The following is a 14876-nucleotide window of genomic DNA, read 5'->3' on the forward strand; positions in this document are numbered from 1 at the left end:
GCAGTGGGCCGCCCCCGCCCGGGCCGGCGGCGGCGGCCCACTGCACGGCGGCCGTGTTGTCCCGCGTGCGCGAGCCGAGCCGCACCTCGTGCCCCAGCTCCACCAGCCGTCCGCCGAGCGTGCGCCCGACCTGTCCCGTGCCCAGCACCGCGTACCGCATCGCCACCTCCCGGCACCGCGCCGCCGATCACCGGCGCCCTGTCGGTCATTCTGTCCGGGAAGGGATGATTCCGCCTGGACAGGGCCGCACCGGTGGGCTGGGATGGAGCCGTGACCACCGAGACCGCGACCGACCTCTTCGAAGCGCACCGCCCCGTCCTGCTGGGCGTCGCCTACCGCATGCTCGGCCGGGTGGCCGACGCGGAGGACGTGGTCCAGGAGGCCTGGCTGCGCTGGTCCGGCAGCTCCCGCGCAGAGGTGCGCGAGCCGCGCGGCTACCTCGTACGGATCACCACCCGCCTCGCCATCGACCGGCTGCGCCAGATCAAGGCCCGCGGCGAGACGTACGTCGGTCCCTGGCTGCCCGAGCCGTACGTCACCGACTTCGGCGACACCGTGCCGGACACCACCGAGCGGGCCGTGCTCGCCGACTCCGTCTCCCTCGCCGTCCTCGTCGTGCTGGAGTCGCTGTCACCGCTGGAGCGGGCCGTTTTCGTGCTGCGCGAGGCCTTCGGCTTCCCGTACGCCGACATCGCCGCCATGCTCGACCGCGGCGAACCGGCGGTGCGCCAACTGGCCGGGCGGGCCCGCAAGCACGTCGAGGAACGGCGCCCGCGCTACGACGTCGACCCCGCCCAGCGCCGCGACCTCACCGAGCGGTTCCTCGCCGCCGCGGCCGACGGCGACCTCGAAGGCCTCATGGCGCTGCTCGCCCCGGACATCCGGCTCGTCGGCGACAGCGGCGGCAAGTCGCGGGCGCCGCTGCGGGTCCTGCGGAGCGCCGACAAGGTGGGCCGGTTCCTCACCGGCGCCGCGCGGAAGGGCCTCCCGGGCCTGACCACGCGCTTCCTGGAGGTCAACGGCGGCCCGGCCGTGCTGATCCTGTCCGGCGGCGAACCCGACTCCGTCCTCCAGCTCGACGTGGCCGACGGCCGCGTGCAGTCGGTCTACGTCATCCGCAACCCCGACAAGCTGCGGTCCCTGGCCCTCGCCTAGACGTCCCGCGGGTCCGGTCCGAGCTCCCGTACGACCGCCCCGTGAACGTTCCCGGCCATTGGTCTTGACCAAGGATCAGGGCCGCCTTATGGTCGCAGAGAAGTGCAACAACCTTTAATAAACAAGGGCGCTGAAACGCCGCCGACCACGGCGATTGCGGAGGACAGGGTGGGGACCACGCAGCTGGAATCGGTGCAGGAACCGAAGTACTGGCATCTCAAGACGGTGCTCAGTGAAGCGCTCGACTCGGAGTTCTCGGTGGGCGAGATCCTGCCGAACGAGCGCGACCTCGCGGCCCGCTTCGGCGTCGCCCGGGCGACGCTCCGCCAGGCCCTGGAGCAACTCGAACTCGAAGGCAGGCTGCAGCGCCGCCGAGGCGTCGGTACGACCGTCGCGCCGCCCCGCATGGGCGTCTCCCTCGGCACCGGCCCGCACACCTGGCCTGGCGGCTCCGAGGACGCCTGGCAGCCCGTCGACTGCACGGCGGCCGTGCCGCCGCCGGCGGTCGCCGACGCGCTGGAGACCGGCCGCGAGGAGCCCGTGCACATCGTGCGGCGCTCCCGGGTCTCGCACGGCCGGCCCGTGGCCGCGGAGCTGCTGTACATCCCGCAGCCCTCGGTGCCCGAGCTCTCCGCCGGTATCGAGGCCCCGTCCGGGGCGGCACACGCGCGTGCGGTGCTGCGGGAGCTGCAGCGGCTGGAGCCGGAGCGGCAGGAGAACGCGGTGGAGCTCGGCTCCGCCGGGGCCGACGAGGCGAAGGAACTGGACCGGCTGCCCGGGGCGCCGGTGCTGGTGGTGACGACGCGGTTCGTCGCCGGGGGGCGTGCGGCCGCGTTGTCGGTGGCGACGTACCGCGCTGACACGTGCCGCCTTACCTTCGGTGACTCGGAGGGTGTGGAGATCCACGCCGGGATGCAGGGGCAGGCTTCCTGACCCGGGGCGCCGTGGGGGTGCGCTGAGGAGGACTGTACGGGTTCGTTGTGGCCGGTCGCGCCCACGCGGCCGAGCCGCATGTCGACACAGCCCCGCGCCCCCTGGAAGGCGTTGTCGACTACGGGCGTTCCACTGTGAAGAGTTGGTCTTCCACGTGGTCCAGGGCCAGGCGCAGGGCTCCCGTTGCCACGGCCGCGTCTCCCAGGCTGGAGACAGTCACCGTCGGGGGACGCAGACAGTAGCGGGCGAGTTCCTGGCGGAGGGGGCCCAGGACGCCGTCCAGGCCCGCTGCCCAGCCGCCGATGACGACCAGCTCCGGGTCCAGGGCGAGGACGAGCGCGGCCACGTCGTGGACCAGGCGCTGGATGAAGCGGTCGACGGCGGCGCGGGCCTGCCGGTCACCCTCGCGGGCCCGCGCGAAGACCCCGGCGACCGCCTGCTCGTCCAGCGGGTGCAGGGGCTCGTCCGTGGTGGACAGGAGAGTCTCGGGCGTCACCTCCCGGCCCAGCAGATGCAGCGCACCGATCTCGCCGGCCGCTCCGCCGTACCCCCGGTGCAGCCGGCCCCCGATCAGCGAACCGGCGCCCGGGCTCAGCCCGGCCAGCACGAACACCACGTCGTCCGACTCGGTGGCCGCGCCCTTCCAGTGCTCGGCGACGACGGCCGCGTTGGCGTCGTTCTCGACCAGCACCGGGCACTTGAACGACCGGCTCAGCCGCTCGCCCAGCCGCAGCCCCGTCCACCCCGGCAGCGCCGTGCCCAGCCGCACCGTGCCGTCGGCCTCCACGATCCCGGGCGTGGCCACGCCCACGGCCCGCAGCGAGCCGCGCGCGACCCCGGCCCGCCGCAGCAACTCGGCGACGGCCCCGCGCAGGCGCTCCAGCCGCTCGTCGGCCTCCGCCGTCTCGGGGACCTCCTTGGACTGCGCGCCGATCACCCGGCCGTCCAGGTCGGACAACAGCGCGGCCACCCGGTGCGCCCCGATCTCGAGACCGAGCAGATGACCGGCCTCCGCCCGGAACCGGAACCGCCGTGCCGGACGCCCCTGCCGCCGGGCAGCGCCCTCCTCGGCCGCCTTCTCCACGACGAGCCCGGCCTCGATGAGCCCCTCGACGACGCCCTCCACCGTCGGCCGGGACAGCCCCGTCACCCGGGTGATCTCGGTCAGCGTCGCGCAGTCCGTGGCGCGCAGCGCGTGCAGCACCACCGCGGAGTTGATCCTTCGCAGCAGCGAGGGATCCCCGCCGGTCAGCCGCCCCACCGTCCGTCCTCCCAGGTCGTGCCCGTGTTGGCCGGATCGTACTTCGACGCGGCACACCCCGGCGAGGGGCAGGCACCGGCCCGGTGATCAGCCGGGCGCCACGAACCCCGACTCGTACGCCGCGATCACCGCCTGAGTGCGGTCCCTCGCCCCCAACTTCGCCAGCACCGCGCTGACATGCGACTTCACGGTCTCGGTCCCCACGACCAGCCCGGCGGCGATCTCCGCGTTCGACAGGCCCCGCGCCATCAGCCGCAGCACCTCGGACTCGCGCTCGGTCAGCTGGGCCCGCTCCAGCAGGGCCCGCGCCGCTCGGTTCCCGCCGGTGTCGCCGTACTCGGCGGCGAGCTGCCGCACCGAGGCCGGGAACAGCAGCGACTCGCCCTCGGCGATCAGTCGCACCGCGTGCACGATCTCGGCGGGCCGGGCCCGCTTGAGCAGGAACCCGTCGGCTCCCGCCCGCAGCGCCTCGTACACGTACTCGTCGTTCTCGAACGTCGTCACCACGAGGATCCGCGGCGGATCGTCGACCGTCCGCAGCAGCGCCCGGGTGGCCTCGATACCGTCCAGCAGCGGCATCCGTACGTCCATGGCGACGACGTCCGGCCGCAGCCGCCGCACGAGCGGGATCACCGCCGCCCCGTCCGCGGCCTCCCCCACGACCTCGATGTCGGGCTGCGCCTCCAGCACGGCCCGCAGGCCCGCGCGCACCAGGGGTTCGTCGTCGACGAGGAGAACGGTGACCGGCATCGGGCCAGCGTAGATCAACTCAGCGGCAGTTCGGCGTGAACCTGCCAGTCGCCCTCGTCGGGCCCGGTCCGGGCCAGCCCGCCGAGCAGGGCCGCGCGTTCGCGTATCCCGCGCAAGCCGCTGCCGCGCCCGGAGCCGGGGGCCCCGGCCGGCAGCGGATTGCGTATCGCGAGGACGAGGGCGCCGTCGGCGACGCGCACGCGGACGCGGACCGGGACCGCCCCCGCATGCCGCAGCACATTGGTCAGCGCCTCCTGGAGAATGCGGTAGCCCTCCCGGGACACCGGCCCGGGCACCGTCTCCACCGGGCCGGTCACCTCGGCGTCGACCTTCGCCCCGGAGGCCCGGGCCGACTCCAGCAGGCGGTCGGCGTCCGCGAGGGTCGGTCTGCCGCTCACCGGTTTTCCCGACTCGCGCAGGACGCCGAGCACCCGCTCCAGGTCCTCCAGAGCGGCCCGGCCGGTCTCCTCGATGGCGTCCAGGGCCCGGTCGGTGAAGGCTGGATCGCCCGCCGCCCTGGCCGCCCCCGCCTGCACGACGGCGACCGTGAGCGCGTGCCCGATGGAATCGTGCAACTCGCGGGCGATGCGCGTGCGTTCCAGGAGCTGTTCGGTGCGCTCCTCCAGTGCGGCGAGCCGCTCGGCGGGGGAAGGGCCGAGCAGGCGCAGGGCGAGCGCCGTGACGAGGTGCCCCGAACCGACCACGACCGCGGCGGCCAGGACCAGTGGCAGGGGCGCGAGCAGGGCGTGCCACCAGTGGTGGCCCGTGACGACGAGCCAGGTACCGCCGGCACGCTCGCCGCTGAGTGCCGTCGACACCAGGTCCACGCCGAGGAGGAGGAGCTGGAGGGCGAGGTGCGACACCAGGGCGCCGAGGAACAGCCTGGTCTGGAGCCACACCACCATCCGGCCGCGATCACCCCAGGTGGCCGAGGGGGCGACGACGATCTCCGGGCTCTCGCCGCCTTCCCGATGACCGATCAGCAGCAGCCTCGCCTGGAACCCCTCCACGATCCGCATGGCGGGGACCAGGCCCGCGAGCCCCAGCAGCACGGTCGCCGTGGCCACCGTCCACCACGCCTCGTCGATGAACAGCCACAGGGACGGCCACACGACGGCCATGGAGAGATGCAGCCACCGCGTGTACGTCACCGCCCGTGTGAAGGGGCGCAGCATGCGGACCATGGCGTCATCGTGCCAGCCGGCACCGACAGCGAGCCTCCCCCGCAGGGGGGAGACGATCTCCACCGCCGGGGGAGGACCGCACTCCGGTCCGGCCGCCACGCTGCTGTCATGACCAGCATCGACGTCCATGACCTCACCAAGGAGTTCGGCGGCCGGCGGGCCGTGGACCGGCTCACCTTCCGCGTGCAGCCCGGCCGCGTCACCGGCTTCCTCGGCCCGAACGGCGCCGGAAAGTCCACCACCATGCGGCTGGTGCTCGGCCTCGACCGGCCGACCGCCGGTTCCGCAATGATGGGCGGCCGGCCCTACCCGGCGCTCCGCGAACCCCTGCGCCACGTGGGCGCCCTGCTCGACGCGCAGGCCGCGCACGGCTCGCGCACCGCCCGTGACCACCTCCGTGTCCTGGCCGCGAGCAACCGCATCCCGGACCGGCGGGTCGACGAGGTGCTGGAGGAGACGGGCCTGGCCTCGGTGGCCCGGCGCCGCGTGCGGACATACTCCCTGGGCATGCGCCAGCGGCTCGGCATCGCCGCCGCCCTGCTGGGCGACCCCGCGGTGGTCATGCTGGACGAGCCGTCCAACGGCCTCGACCCCGAAGGGATCGTGTGGATCCGGCGGTTGCTGCAACGGCTGGCGGGGGAAGGGCGAACGGTCCTGGTCTCCAGCCATCTGATGAACGAGACCGCGTCCTTCGCGGACCACCTCGTCGTCCTCGGCCGGGGCCGACTGCTGGCCGACACCCCCATGCGGGACTTCATCCACGCACGCGTGCAACCGCGAGTCCGGATCCGCACGAGCGACCCCGCCGCCCTGCGCGGTGCCCTGGCCCGGCACGGCCACGAGGCCGAGGAGCACACGGACGGTCACTGGACCGTGCACCACGCACGCGTGGACGACATCGGCCGTGTCGCGTCCGCCGCGGGTGTACCGGTTCTGGAACTCGCGGCCGAGGAGGGCACCTTGGAGCAGGCCTACTTCGACCTCACGGCCGCCGAGACCGAGTTCACCGCACAGCCCCAGGAGGCCTGACCATGGAATTCACGCCCGTACTGCGCTCCGAGTGGCTGAAGATCCGCACGCTGCGCTCGCTCACGGCGGCGTTGCCGGCGCTGTTCGCCGCCACCGTCGCGTTCTCCGCGATCGCCGGTGTCTCCGATGCCTCGGACCCGGCGTTCGATCCGCTGTTCGCGGCCCTGTCCGGCGTCATCCCGGGGCAGATCGCGGCCATCTCGTTCGGGGCCATGGCCGTGTCGTCGGAGTTCCACCAGGGCGCGCTCCGGCTCTCGCTGGCCGCGGTTCCCCAGCGCGGCCGGTGGTTCGCGGCCAAGGCGGCCGTCATCGCCGTGCCGGCGCTCCTCGCGGGGCTGGTGACGGCCCTCGCCGCCCTCCTCGTGGGACGGGCGGGGCTCGGCTCGGCGGCCGACACGCTCAGCACCGGTGAGCAGGTGCGCGGTGTCGTGGGCTGCGGCGTCTACCTCATGCTGATGGCCCTGTTCGCCGCCGGGCTGGCCGCCCTGCTGCGCAGCGGCGTGGCCACACTGTCGTTGTTGATCCCGTTCATCCTCGTCGTGTCGTTCGTGATCGGTGACGCCGCGGGCACCGTCGCGGACTTCCTGCCCGACAAAGCGGGGCAGTCGGTCCTGCGGGAGTCGTACGGCGGGGCATCGCTCGGACCCTGGTCGGGGCTCGCGGTGACCGCGCTGTGGACGGCCGCCGCCCTGCTGGCGGGAGCCTGGAGCGTGCGGCGCAGGGACGCCTGACGGCGAGCCGGTTGATGCCCCGCCAAGTGTCAGTGGGGGCGGGTTTACTGGACCCATGAACATCGCACAGCACATCGCGCTCATCGACGAGCTGTGCTACCGCCCCTTTCCGGCGGAGCACGGCCCGTCGGACGTCGGCGTCTCGGGGCCCGGCCACCACATAGCGGTGTTAGAGGCCGCGACCGATGACGACCCGGCGGTCCGGGCGGTGACGATCGACCAGTACGAGAAGGACCGGGACGCCGTCCACGAGGTCCTCGCCTCCCGCTGGGGCGACACGCCTCCGTACAACCTCCACACCGTCCTGCTGCGCACCGAGCGGGAGGAGATACCCCGGCCGTGGGCCGAGTTGAGCGCCTGCGCGGGTATCGCCCACCTGTGGGAGGTGGAGGGCACCGGCCGCTGGGTGGCCGTCGCGGTCGCGGACCGGGACGCGTCGCGGGAGGTCCAACTGCTGGCCCTGGTGACGGAGACCGACCCGCCGTAGGAGATCAGGCCCCGGCGGCTTCCCGCAGCCGTCCGAACTCCTCCGCCATCGTCTCGGCCGTCCAGTGCGCGTTCAGCCCGCTCGGGTTGGGCAGCACCCACACGCGCGTGTCCCCGATCGTCCGCGACTGCGGCCCCACCCGCGCCGTGCGGTCGTCGAACGCGGCACGGTACGCGGTCACCCCCACGACGGCCAGCCAGCGCGGCCGCAGCCGCTCCACCTTCGCCGCGAGCAGCCGCCCGCCCTCCTGGTACTCCTCGGCGCTCAGCTCGTCGGCCCGGGCCGAGGGCCGCGCCACGACGTTGGTGATGCCGAGCCCGTACGCGAGCAACTCCTGCTGCTCGGACGGCTTCAGCAGCCGCGGAGTGAACCCGGACCGGTGCAGCACCGGCCAGAAGCGGTTTCCGGGGCGGGCGAAGTGATGGCCCGTCGCGGCCGTCATCAAGCCGGGGTTGATGCCGCAGAACAGGACGTGCAGCCTCTCCGCGACCACGTCGGGCACGACGCGGTCACGGGCGGCCTCCAGTTCCTCGGGCGTGAAACGCGCCATCGGAGGGCGGCGGGTCAGAGGATGGCCCCGGGCGTGTAGCCCGCGGCCTGGGGGTTCTGCTTGACGATCTCCTCGACCCGGGCGACGACGGTGGCGACCTGGTCGCCCGCGGCGCCGGTGAAGGACAGCTTGTCGGCCATCAGCGCGTCCAGCTGTTCCCGGTCCAGCGGGATGCGCGCGTCGGCGGCCAGCTTGTCGAGCAGTTCGTTGCGCTCGGCGCCCTGCTCGCGCATGGCGAGCGCGGAGGCGACGGCGTTCTCCTTGATCGCCTCGTGCGCGAGCTCCCGGCCGACCCCGGCGCGCACGGCGCCCATCAGCACCTTGGTGGTGGCGAGGAACGGCAGGTACCGGTCCAGCTCACGGGCGACGACCGCCGGGAACGCGCCGAACTCGTCGAGCACCGTCAGGAACGTCTCCAGCAGACCGTCCAGCGCGAAGAACGCGTCGGGCAGTGCGACCCGGCGCACCACCGAGCAGGACACGTCGCCCTCGTTCCACTGGTCACCCGCCAGCTCGCCGGTCATCGAGGCGTAGCCGCGCAGGATCACCATCAGTCCGTTGACGCGCTCGCAGGAGCGGGTGTTCATCTTGTGCGGCATCGCCGAGGAGCCGACCTGGCCGGGCTTGAAGCCCTCGGTGACCAGCTCGTGCCCTGCCATCAGCCGGATCGTCTTCGCCAGCGACGACGGGGCCGCCGCCAGCTGCACCAGCGCCGTCACCACCTCGTAGTCCAGTGAGCGCGGGTAGACCTGGCCGACCGAGGTGAACGCCTGCGAGAAGCCGAGGTGCCCGGCGATCCGCTGCTCCAGGTCCGCGAGCTTCGCGGCGTCCCCGCCCAGCAGGTCCAGCATGTCCTGCGCGGTGCCGACCGGGCCCTTGATGCCGCGCAGCGGGTAGCGGCCCAGCAGCTCCTCGACGCGGCCGTGGGCGACGAGCATTTCGTCGGCGGCGGTGGCGAAGCGCTTGCCGAGGGTGGTGGCCTGCGCGGCGACGTTGTGCGAGCGGCCGGCCATGACCAGCTCGCCGTACTCGCCGGCGAGCTTGCCGAGCCGGGCCAGGACGGCGACGGTGCGGTCGCGCATCAGCTCCAGCGAGAGGCGGATCTGCAGCTGCTCGACGTTCTCGGTGAGGTCGCGGGAGGTCATGCCCTTGTGCACGTGCTCGTGCCCGGCGAGGTCGTTGAACTCCTCGATCCGCGCCTTCACATCGTGCCGCGTGACCTTCTCGCGCTCGGCGATGGAGGCCAGGTCGACGGTGTCGAGGACGCGCTCGTAGTCGGCGAGCGCCGCGTCCGGCACCTCGATCCCGAGGTCCTTCTGGGCACGCAGCACGGCGAGCCAGAGCTGCCGCTCCAGCTTCACCTTCTGCTCGGGCGACCAGAGCGTGGCGAGCTCGGCGGAGGCGTAGCGTCCGGCGAGGACGTTGGGGATGCGGGGCTTGGCGGGAGCGGAAGTCACGTGACCGGATTCTACTGGCGATTCGTGCAGGCCAGCGCCGCGGGTGTCTTTGTCGGAACCTACGACGCCGTCATGGACGCGCCCACCTGCGGCTACGCCGGGTCTTCGTACGGCAGCAGCTCCGGCCGCTTGGGCGGGAGGCCGTCGCCGGAGGAGCGGCCCGTCAGGCGGCGGCCTATCCACGGCAGCAGGTGCTGCCGGGCGAAGCGGGCGTCCGCCACGCGCCGCATGACCCAGCCCGGCGGCAGCGTCGCCGGCAACGGCGTGTGCCAGTCGGCGTCCTCGGGGTCATGGCCCAGCGTCTGCCACACCGCCTCGGCGATCCGGCGGTGGCCCTCGGCCGTCAGGTGCAGCCGGTCCACGTCCCACATCCGCGGGTCGCTCAGGGACGGCGCGCCGTACAGGTCGACGACGATCGCGCCGTGCCAGGCGGCCAGCTCGTCGACACAGGCGAACAGCTCCTCCATGCGCGGCCGGAACCGCTCCAGGACGGGGCCCTGCCGGCCCGGGCTGCGCATCAGCACGAGCTGACGGCACGCGGGGGCCAGCTTCTCCACGGCCTCCTCCAGGAGCGCGCGCACCCGGCCCATGTCGCACTTGGGCCGCAGGGTGTCGTTGAGGCCGCCGACCAGGGTGATCACGTCGGCTCCCATGGCCGCCGCGACGTCGACCTGCTCGTCGACGATCTGCTGGATCAGCTTGCCGCGCACCGCGAGGTTGGCGTACCGGAAGCCGGGCGTACGGGCCGCCATCCGCGCGGCGAGCAGGTCTGCCCAGCCCCGGTAGGTGCCGTCGGGCATCAGGTCCGACATGCCCTCGGTGAAGGAGTCGCCGACCGCGACCAGGCTGCTGTAGGTGGGGTTCGTCTGCATGGCGACGGAAATGGTATCCCGTGCACATACCTGTCAGTCGGTCGGTCCCGCGAACCCGGTCCTCACACCCGTCGGCCGAACAGCTCCCGCAGCACGTCCTCCATGGTCACCAGGCCGGCCAGCCGCCCGTCCGACCCGAGGACGGCCGCGAGGTGCGTTCGGCTGCCCCGCATCGCGGTGAGGACGTCGTCCAGCGGGGTGTGTTCCCGCACCCGTGCGATGGGGCGCATGTCCCGCAGCCGGAACGGCACGTCCCGCCCGGCGGCGTCCAGGGCGTCCTTCACATGCAGGTAGCCGACGATCCGCCGGCCCTCGTCCACCACCGGGAAGCGGGAGAACCCCGACTTGGCCGACAGCCGCTCCAGCTCCTCCGGAGTGACCCCCACGCTCGCGTACTCCACGCGCTCCAGCGGCAGCACCACGTCCCGCACCACACGGCGTCCCAGCTCCAGCGCGTCGCGCAGCCGCTCCTGGGCGCGGTCGTCGATCAGCCCCGCCTCGCCTGAGTCCTTCACGATCTGCGCTATCTGCGCGTCCGAGTAGGAGGCGGCAACCTCTTCCCGGGCCTGAACGCGCAGCAGCTTGAGCAGCGCGTTGGCGAACGCGTTCACCGTGAAGATCACCGGGCGCAGCGCCCGGGACAGCGCCACCAGGGGCGGACCGAGCGCCAGCGCGCTGCGCACCGGCTCGGCGAGCGCGATGTTCTTCGGCACCATCTCGCCGAGCAGCATGTGCAGATACGTCGCGAGGGACAGCGCGATCACGAAGGACACCGCGTGACCCGCGCCCTCGGGCACACCCATCGCGTGGAACGCCGGCTCCAGCAGATGCGCGATCGCCGGCTCGGCCACCACGCCCAGCACCAGCGTGCACAGCGTGATGCCGAGCTGGGCGGCAGCCATCAGCGCGGACACGTGCTCCAGGGCCCACAGCACGCTCTTGGCGCGCCGGTCGCCCCGGTCGGCGTAGGGCTCGATCTGGCTGCGGCGCACCGAGATCAGCGCGAACTCGGCGCCGACGAAGAAGGCGTTGACGACGAGCGTCGCCAGACCGATCAGCAGCTGGACGGTGGTCACAGCTCCACTCCCTTCTCGTCGGGCTTCCGGTCGTCGAGCGGTGCGCGCAGTCGGACGCGGGCGGCCCGGCGCCCCGTCGCGTCCAGGACCTCCAGGTGCCAGCCGGCGACCTGGAGGGTGTCACCGGCGGCCGGTATCCGCCCGAGCACCGTCGCCACCAGTCCGGCGAGCGTCTCGTAGGGTCCTTCCGGTGCGCGCAGCCCGATCCGCTCCAGCTGGTCCACGCGCGCGGAGCCGTCGGCCGAGTACAGGGCGTGCCCGCTCTCGTCGGTGCCGGCCGCGGCCAGGTCGGGGGACTCGTGCGGGTCGTGCTCGTCGCGCACTTCGCCGACGACCTCCTCGACGATGTCCTCCAGCGTGGCCACTCCCGCCGTGCCGCCGTACTCGTCGATCACCACGGCCATCGTGCGCTTGCCGGACAGCCGGTCCAGGAGCCGGTCGACGGTGAGGGTCTCCGGGACCAGCAGCGGCTCGCGCATCAGCTCGGAGACGTAGATCCGGGTCCGGCGCTCGGCCGGCACCGCCAGCACGTCCTTGACGTGGGCCGTTCCGACGACCGAGTCGAGGGTCTCGCGGTAGACGGGGAACCGGGACAGGCCGGTCGCCCGGGTCGCGTTCGCCACGTCCTCCAGGGTGGCCTGCACCTCCAGCGCGACGACCTGCACCCGGGGCGTCATCACGTTCTCCGCGGTCAGGTCGGCGAGGTTCAGCGTGCGTACGAACAGCTCGGCGGTGTCCGGCTCCAGCACGCCCTCCTTGGCGGAGTGCCGGGCGAGGGCGGCCAGCTCCTGGGGCCCGCGCGCCGAGGCCAGTTCCTCGGCGGGCTCGACGCCGATCCGCCGCACGACCCGGTTCGCCGTGTTGTTGAGGTGCGTGATGAACGGCCGGAACACGGCGCTGAACCCGCGCTGCGCGTTGCCCACCGTCTTCGCGACGGTCAGCGGCGAGGAGATCGCCCAGTTCTTGGGCACCAGCTCGCCGACGACCATCAGGAACACCGTCGACGCGGCCGTGCCGAGCACCAGCGCGATGCTGTGCGACGCCGAGCGCGAGACGCCGAGGTCCTCCAGCGGACCGGCGATCAGGGCGGCGATCGACGGCTCGGCGAGCATGCCGACCACCAGGTTCGTGACGGTGATGCCGAGCTGCGCACCGGAGAGCTGGAACGTCAGACTCCGTACGGCCTTCAGCGCCCCCTGCGCGCCCCGGTCACCGCGCTCGACGGCGCGCTCCAGCTCGCCGCGATCGACCGTGGTGAGGGAGAACTCGGCCGCCACGAAGGCGCCGCAGGCGAGCGAGAGCGCGATCGCCGCCAGGAGGAGGAGCACTTCGGTCATCGGTTCACCCCCGTTCCATGGTTCTCCAGGACGGGGCGGTACGCACGGTGTCGCGCACGGGGAGGGTCGCCCATGGGCGGACGCTCACAACCTTTCATGCAGGACCGAGTGGCCATTCAAGGGTAAAGGATGGGCAAAGCCCTTCCGTGGAGGGTGCTCAGACGGAGCCTGCGGGCGTCGGCGAGAGGTGGTAGGCGCCTTCGTGGGCCACGACGTAACCGGCGGTGGGCGGGGCGAAGTGGGTGCCCAGGAGGAGGGTGTCGGTGCCGGCGAGCGAGCCGAGGAGCTCTCGGCGGGAGGCCTCGGACCGCACGGGATCGATGTCGACGCAGGCGCCGATGCCGGGGGCGGCGAGCTGGACGGGGTGGTGGACGCAGTCACCGGTGATCATCGCGGTGCGTCCGCGGCTGGTCAGTTCGACGGCGACATGGCCCGGAGTGTGGCCCGGGGTGGGGACGAGGCGCACGCCCGGAGCGACTTCGGTGCCCTCGGCGGGGATGTCGAGGAGGTCGAGGAGTCCCGCCTCCTCCACCGGGATCACCGAGTCGCGGAACAGCTGCCGGCGCGCTTCGTCCATGGCGTACCCGGCCCAGAACTCGCGCTCGACACGGGAGGTCACGTAACGGGCGCCGGGAAAGGTGGGCAGCCACGCGCCGTCGGTCGCCCGGGTGTTCCAGCCGACGTGGTCGGCGTGCAGATGGGTGAGGATCACCAGGTCGACCGAGTCCGGGTGGAATCCGACGGCGGTGAGCCGCTGCAGGTAGTCGGTGTCGAGGTCGTGCCAGGCGGGGTTGGCCCGCTCCTTGCCGTTGCCGATGCCGGTGTCCACCAGGACCCGCGCACCGCCGACGGTGAACGCGAAGCTGTGGCTGTCGAGGCGCAGAACGCCCTCCTCGTCGGCGAAGCCAGGGCGCAGCCACTCCTGTCCGGCGACGACCTCCGGGGTGGCGTCGGGGAGCAGCCAGGGGCCGGTGGCGGGCGGCAGGGGGACCTCGTCGACGCGGTGGACGGTCACGTCGCCCACGGTCCAGTGATCGGCGGTGGTCAAGGATCCTCCTTCGATGCTTAACGCAATCTGTTTGCGTTAAGTCGACGGTAGGCCCTAGGGTCCACTAACGCAAACAGTTAGCTTTTGTGAGCAGAAGGGGAGCCACATGCCCGACCTCACGCCCTCGGAGGCGGCCCGCTGGGCCCACCGCGCCGGGCTGGTCCTGCCCGCCGACCGCCACGCCGCCGTCGCGGCCACCGCCGACCACATCCGCCACGTCGTCGCGGTTCTGCGCGAGCTGGACTTCGGGGACACCCCGCCCGCCCCCGCCTACCGCGTGGCACAGGAGACGCACGATGCAGCCGTATGAACTGACCCTCTCCGCCGCCGCCGACGCGATCCGGACCCGGCGGCTGTCGCCCGTCGAGCTGGTCGACTCCGTGCTGGATCGCGTCGAACAGACGGAGCCGCGCCACCGGGCCTACGTCAACGTCACCGCCGAGCGGGCCCGCCGGGCCGCGCGTGAGGCCGCGGACGACATCGCGGCCGGCCGGCACCGCGGTCCGCTGCACGGCGTCCCGATGGGCCTGAAGGACCTGATCGACGTCGCGGGCGAGGCGACATCCGCCAGCTCCCGGGTCAGGGCAGGCCACCGGGCGCGGGCCGACAGCACCGTGGCCGCCCGCCTGGCCGCGGCCGGAGCCGTCCTGGTCGGCAAGACCCACACGCACGAGTTCGCGTACGGGCTGACCACCCCGCAGACCGGCAACGCCTGGGACCCCGACCGGGTCGCCGGTGGCTCCAGCGGTGGCTCCGCCGTCGCCGTCGCCGCGGGCACCGCCACCTTCGCCCTGGGCACCGACACCGGCGGATCGATCCGGGCGCCCGCCGCGCTCAACGGCGTCGTGGGCCTCAAGCCCACCTACGGCCTCGTCCCGCGCCACGGTGTGACGTCCCTGTCCTGGTCGCTGGACCACGTCGGCCCGATCACCCGCACCGCCGAGGACGCGGCCCTGGTCCTCACCGCCCTGGCCGGCCACGACCCCCGCGACCCCGCCTCCCTGGC

The 14876-nt window shown here is 73.1% G+C and carries 17 protein-coding genes; 7 read left to right on the forward strand and 10 right to left on the reverse strand.

All coding sequences use genetic code 11. The features are described from left to right. Positions 1-160: NAD(P)-binding domain-containing protein (locus C1J00_RS23690; RefSeq protein WP_180989664.1), on the reverse strand; the 160-nt coding region annotated here is incomplete at its 3' end. 110 nt (positions 161-270) lie between these two features. Between C1J00_RS23690 and C1J00_RS23695 the strand changes: the two genes are divergently transcribed. Next, positions 271-1155, forward strand: coding sequence for an RNA polymerase sigma-70 factor (locus C1J00_RS23695; RefSeq protein ID WP_102911075.1), 885 nt, complete (start codon positions 271-273; stop codon positions 1153-1155). Between the two features lie 168 nt (positions 1156-1323). Next, on the forward strand, positions 1324-2088 hold the full coding sequence (locus C1J00_RS23700; RefSeq protein WP_102911076.1) for a GntR family transcriptional regulator: 765 nt from the start codon (positions 1324-1326) through the stop codon (positions 2086-2088). A 118-nt stretch (positions 2089-2206) separates the two neighbouring features. Here C1J00_RS23700 and C1J00_RS23705 read toward each other — a convergent pair whose 3' ends face one another. From C1J00_RS23705 to C1J00_RS23715, 3 genes are all read right to left on the reverse strand, one after another. Next, on the reverse strand, positions 2207-3349 hold the full coding sequence (locus tag C1J00_RS23705) for an ROK family transcriptional regulator (protein WP_102911077.1): 1143 nt from the start codon (positions 3347-3349) through the stop codon (positions 2207-2209). 87 nt (positions 3350-3436) lie between these two features. Then, complete coding sequence (locus C1J00_RS23710) at positions 3437-4099, reverse strand: response regulator transcription factor (RefSeq protein WP_102911078.1); 663 nt, start codon at positions 4097-4099, stop codon at positions 3437-3439. Positions 4100-4113: 14 nt separating this feature from the next. Further along, complete coding sequence (locus C1J00_RS23715; protein WP_102911089.1) at positions 4114-5283, reverse strand: sensor histidine kinase; 1170 nt, start codon at positions 5281-5283, stop codon at positions 4114-4116. Between the two features lie 108 nt (positions 5284-5391). Between C1J00_RS23715 and C1J00_RS23720 the strand changes: the two genes are divergently transcribed. From C1J00_RS23720 to C1J00_RS23730, 3 genes are read left to right on the forward strand one after another with little or no spacing between them, the layout of a single operon-like run. Next, positions 5392-6312: an ATP-binding cassette domain-containing protein gene (locus C1J00_RS23720; protein ID WP_102911079.1), complete on the forward strand. Its 921-nt coding sequence runs from the start codon at positions 5392-5394 to the stop codon at positions 6310-6312. 2 nt (positions 6313-6314) lie between these two features. Beyond that, on the forward strand, positions 6315-7043 hold the full coding sequence (locus C1J00_RS23725) for an ABC transporter permease (RefSeq protein ID WP_102911080.1): 729 nt from the start codon (positions 6315-6317) through the stop codon (positions 7041-7043). Between the two features lie 55 nt (positions 7044-7098). Continuing rightward, positions 7099-7530 (forward strand): hypothetical protein, encoded by a 432-nt coding sequence (locus tag C1J00_RS23730; RefSeq protein WP_102911081.1) that lies wholly within the window; start codon positions 7099-7101, stop codon positions 7528-7530. Positions 7531-7534: 4 nt separating this feature from the next. Here the strand turns inward: C1J00_RS23730 and mug are convergent, their stop codons facing one another. The 6 genes from mug to C1J00_RS23760 form a co-directional block, all read right to left on the reverse strand. Further along, complete coding sequence (gene mug, locus C1J00_RS23735; RefSeq protein WP_102911082.1) at positions 7535-8080, reverse strand: G/U mismatch-specific DNA glycosylase; 546 nt, start codon at positions 8078-8080, stop codon at positions 7535-7537. A gap of 14 nt (positions 8081-8094) precedes the next feature. Continuing rightward, positions 8095-9537: an adenylosuccinate lyase gene (gene purB / locus C1J00_RS23740; RefSeq protein WP_102911083.1), complete on the reverse strand. Its 1443-nt coding sequence runs from the start codon at positions 9535-9537 to the stop codon at positions 8095-8097. Between the two features lie 92 nt (positions 9538-9629). After that, complete coding sequence (locus C1J00_RS23745; RefSeq protein WP_102911084.1) at positions 9630-10409, reverse strand: SGNH/GDSL hydrolase family protein; 780 nt, start codon at positions 10407-10409, stop codon at positions 9630-9632. Between the two features lie 62 nt (positions 10410-10471). Continuing rightward, a complete protein-coding gene (locus C1J00_RS23750; protein ID WP_102911085.1) occupies positions 10472-11485 on the reverse strand; it encodes a hemolysin family protein in 1014 nt (337 codons plus the stop codon). Continuing rightward, positions 11482-12822: a hemolysin family protein gene (locus C1J00_RS23755; RefSeq protein WP_102911086.1), complete on the reverse strand. Its 1341-nt coding sequence runs from the start codon at positions 12820-12822 to the stop codon at positions 11482-11484. Before C1J00_RS23755 ends, C1J00_RS23750 begins: the two co-directional genes overlap by 4 nt. 157 nt (positions 12823-12979) lie before the next feature. Continuing rightward, a complete protein-coding gene (locus C1J00_RS23760) occupies positions 12980-13870 on the reverse strand; it encodes an MBL fold metallo-hydrolase (protein WP_102911087.1) in 891 nt (296 codons plus the stop codon). 106 nt (positions 13871-13976) lie between these two features. On the opposite strand from C1J00_RS23760, the gene C1J00_RS23765 reads away from it, so the two are divergent. Together C1J00_RS23765 and C1J00_RS23770 are read left to right on the forward strand one after the other, a co-directional pair. Next, positions 13977-14180 carry a hypothetical protein gene (locus C1J00_RS23765; RefSeq protein WP_102911088.1) on the forward strand — a complete coding sequence of 68 codons (204 nt, stop codon included), beginning with the start codon at positions 13977-13979 and terminating at the stop codon, positions 14178-14180. Next, positions 14167-14876: amidase (locus C1J00_RS23770; RefSeq protein ID WP_146046243.1), on the forward strand; the 710-nt coding region annotated here is incomplete at its 3' end. The genes C1J00_RS23765 and C1J00_RS23770, both read left to right, overlap by 14 nt.

It is taken from the genome of Streptomyces cahuitamycinicus, from assembly GCF_002891435.1.
Lineage (GTDB): Bacteria > Actinomycetota > Actinomycetes > Streptomycetales > Streptomycetaceae > Streptomyces > Streptomyces cahuitamycinicus.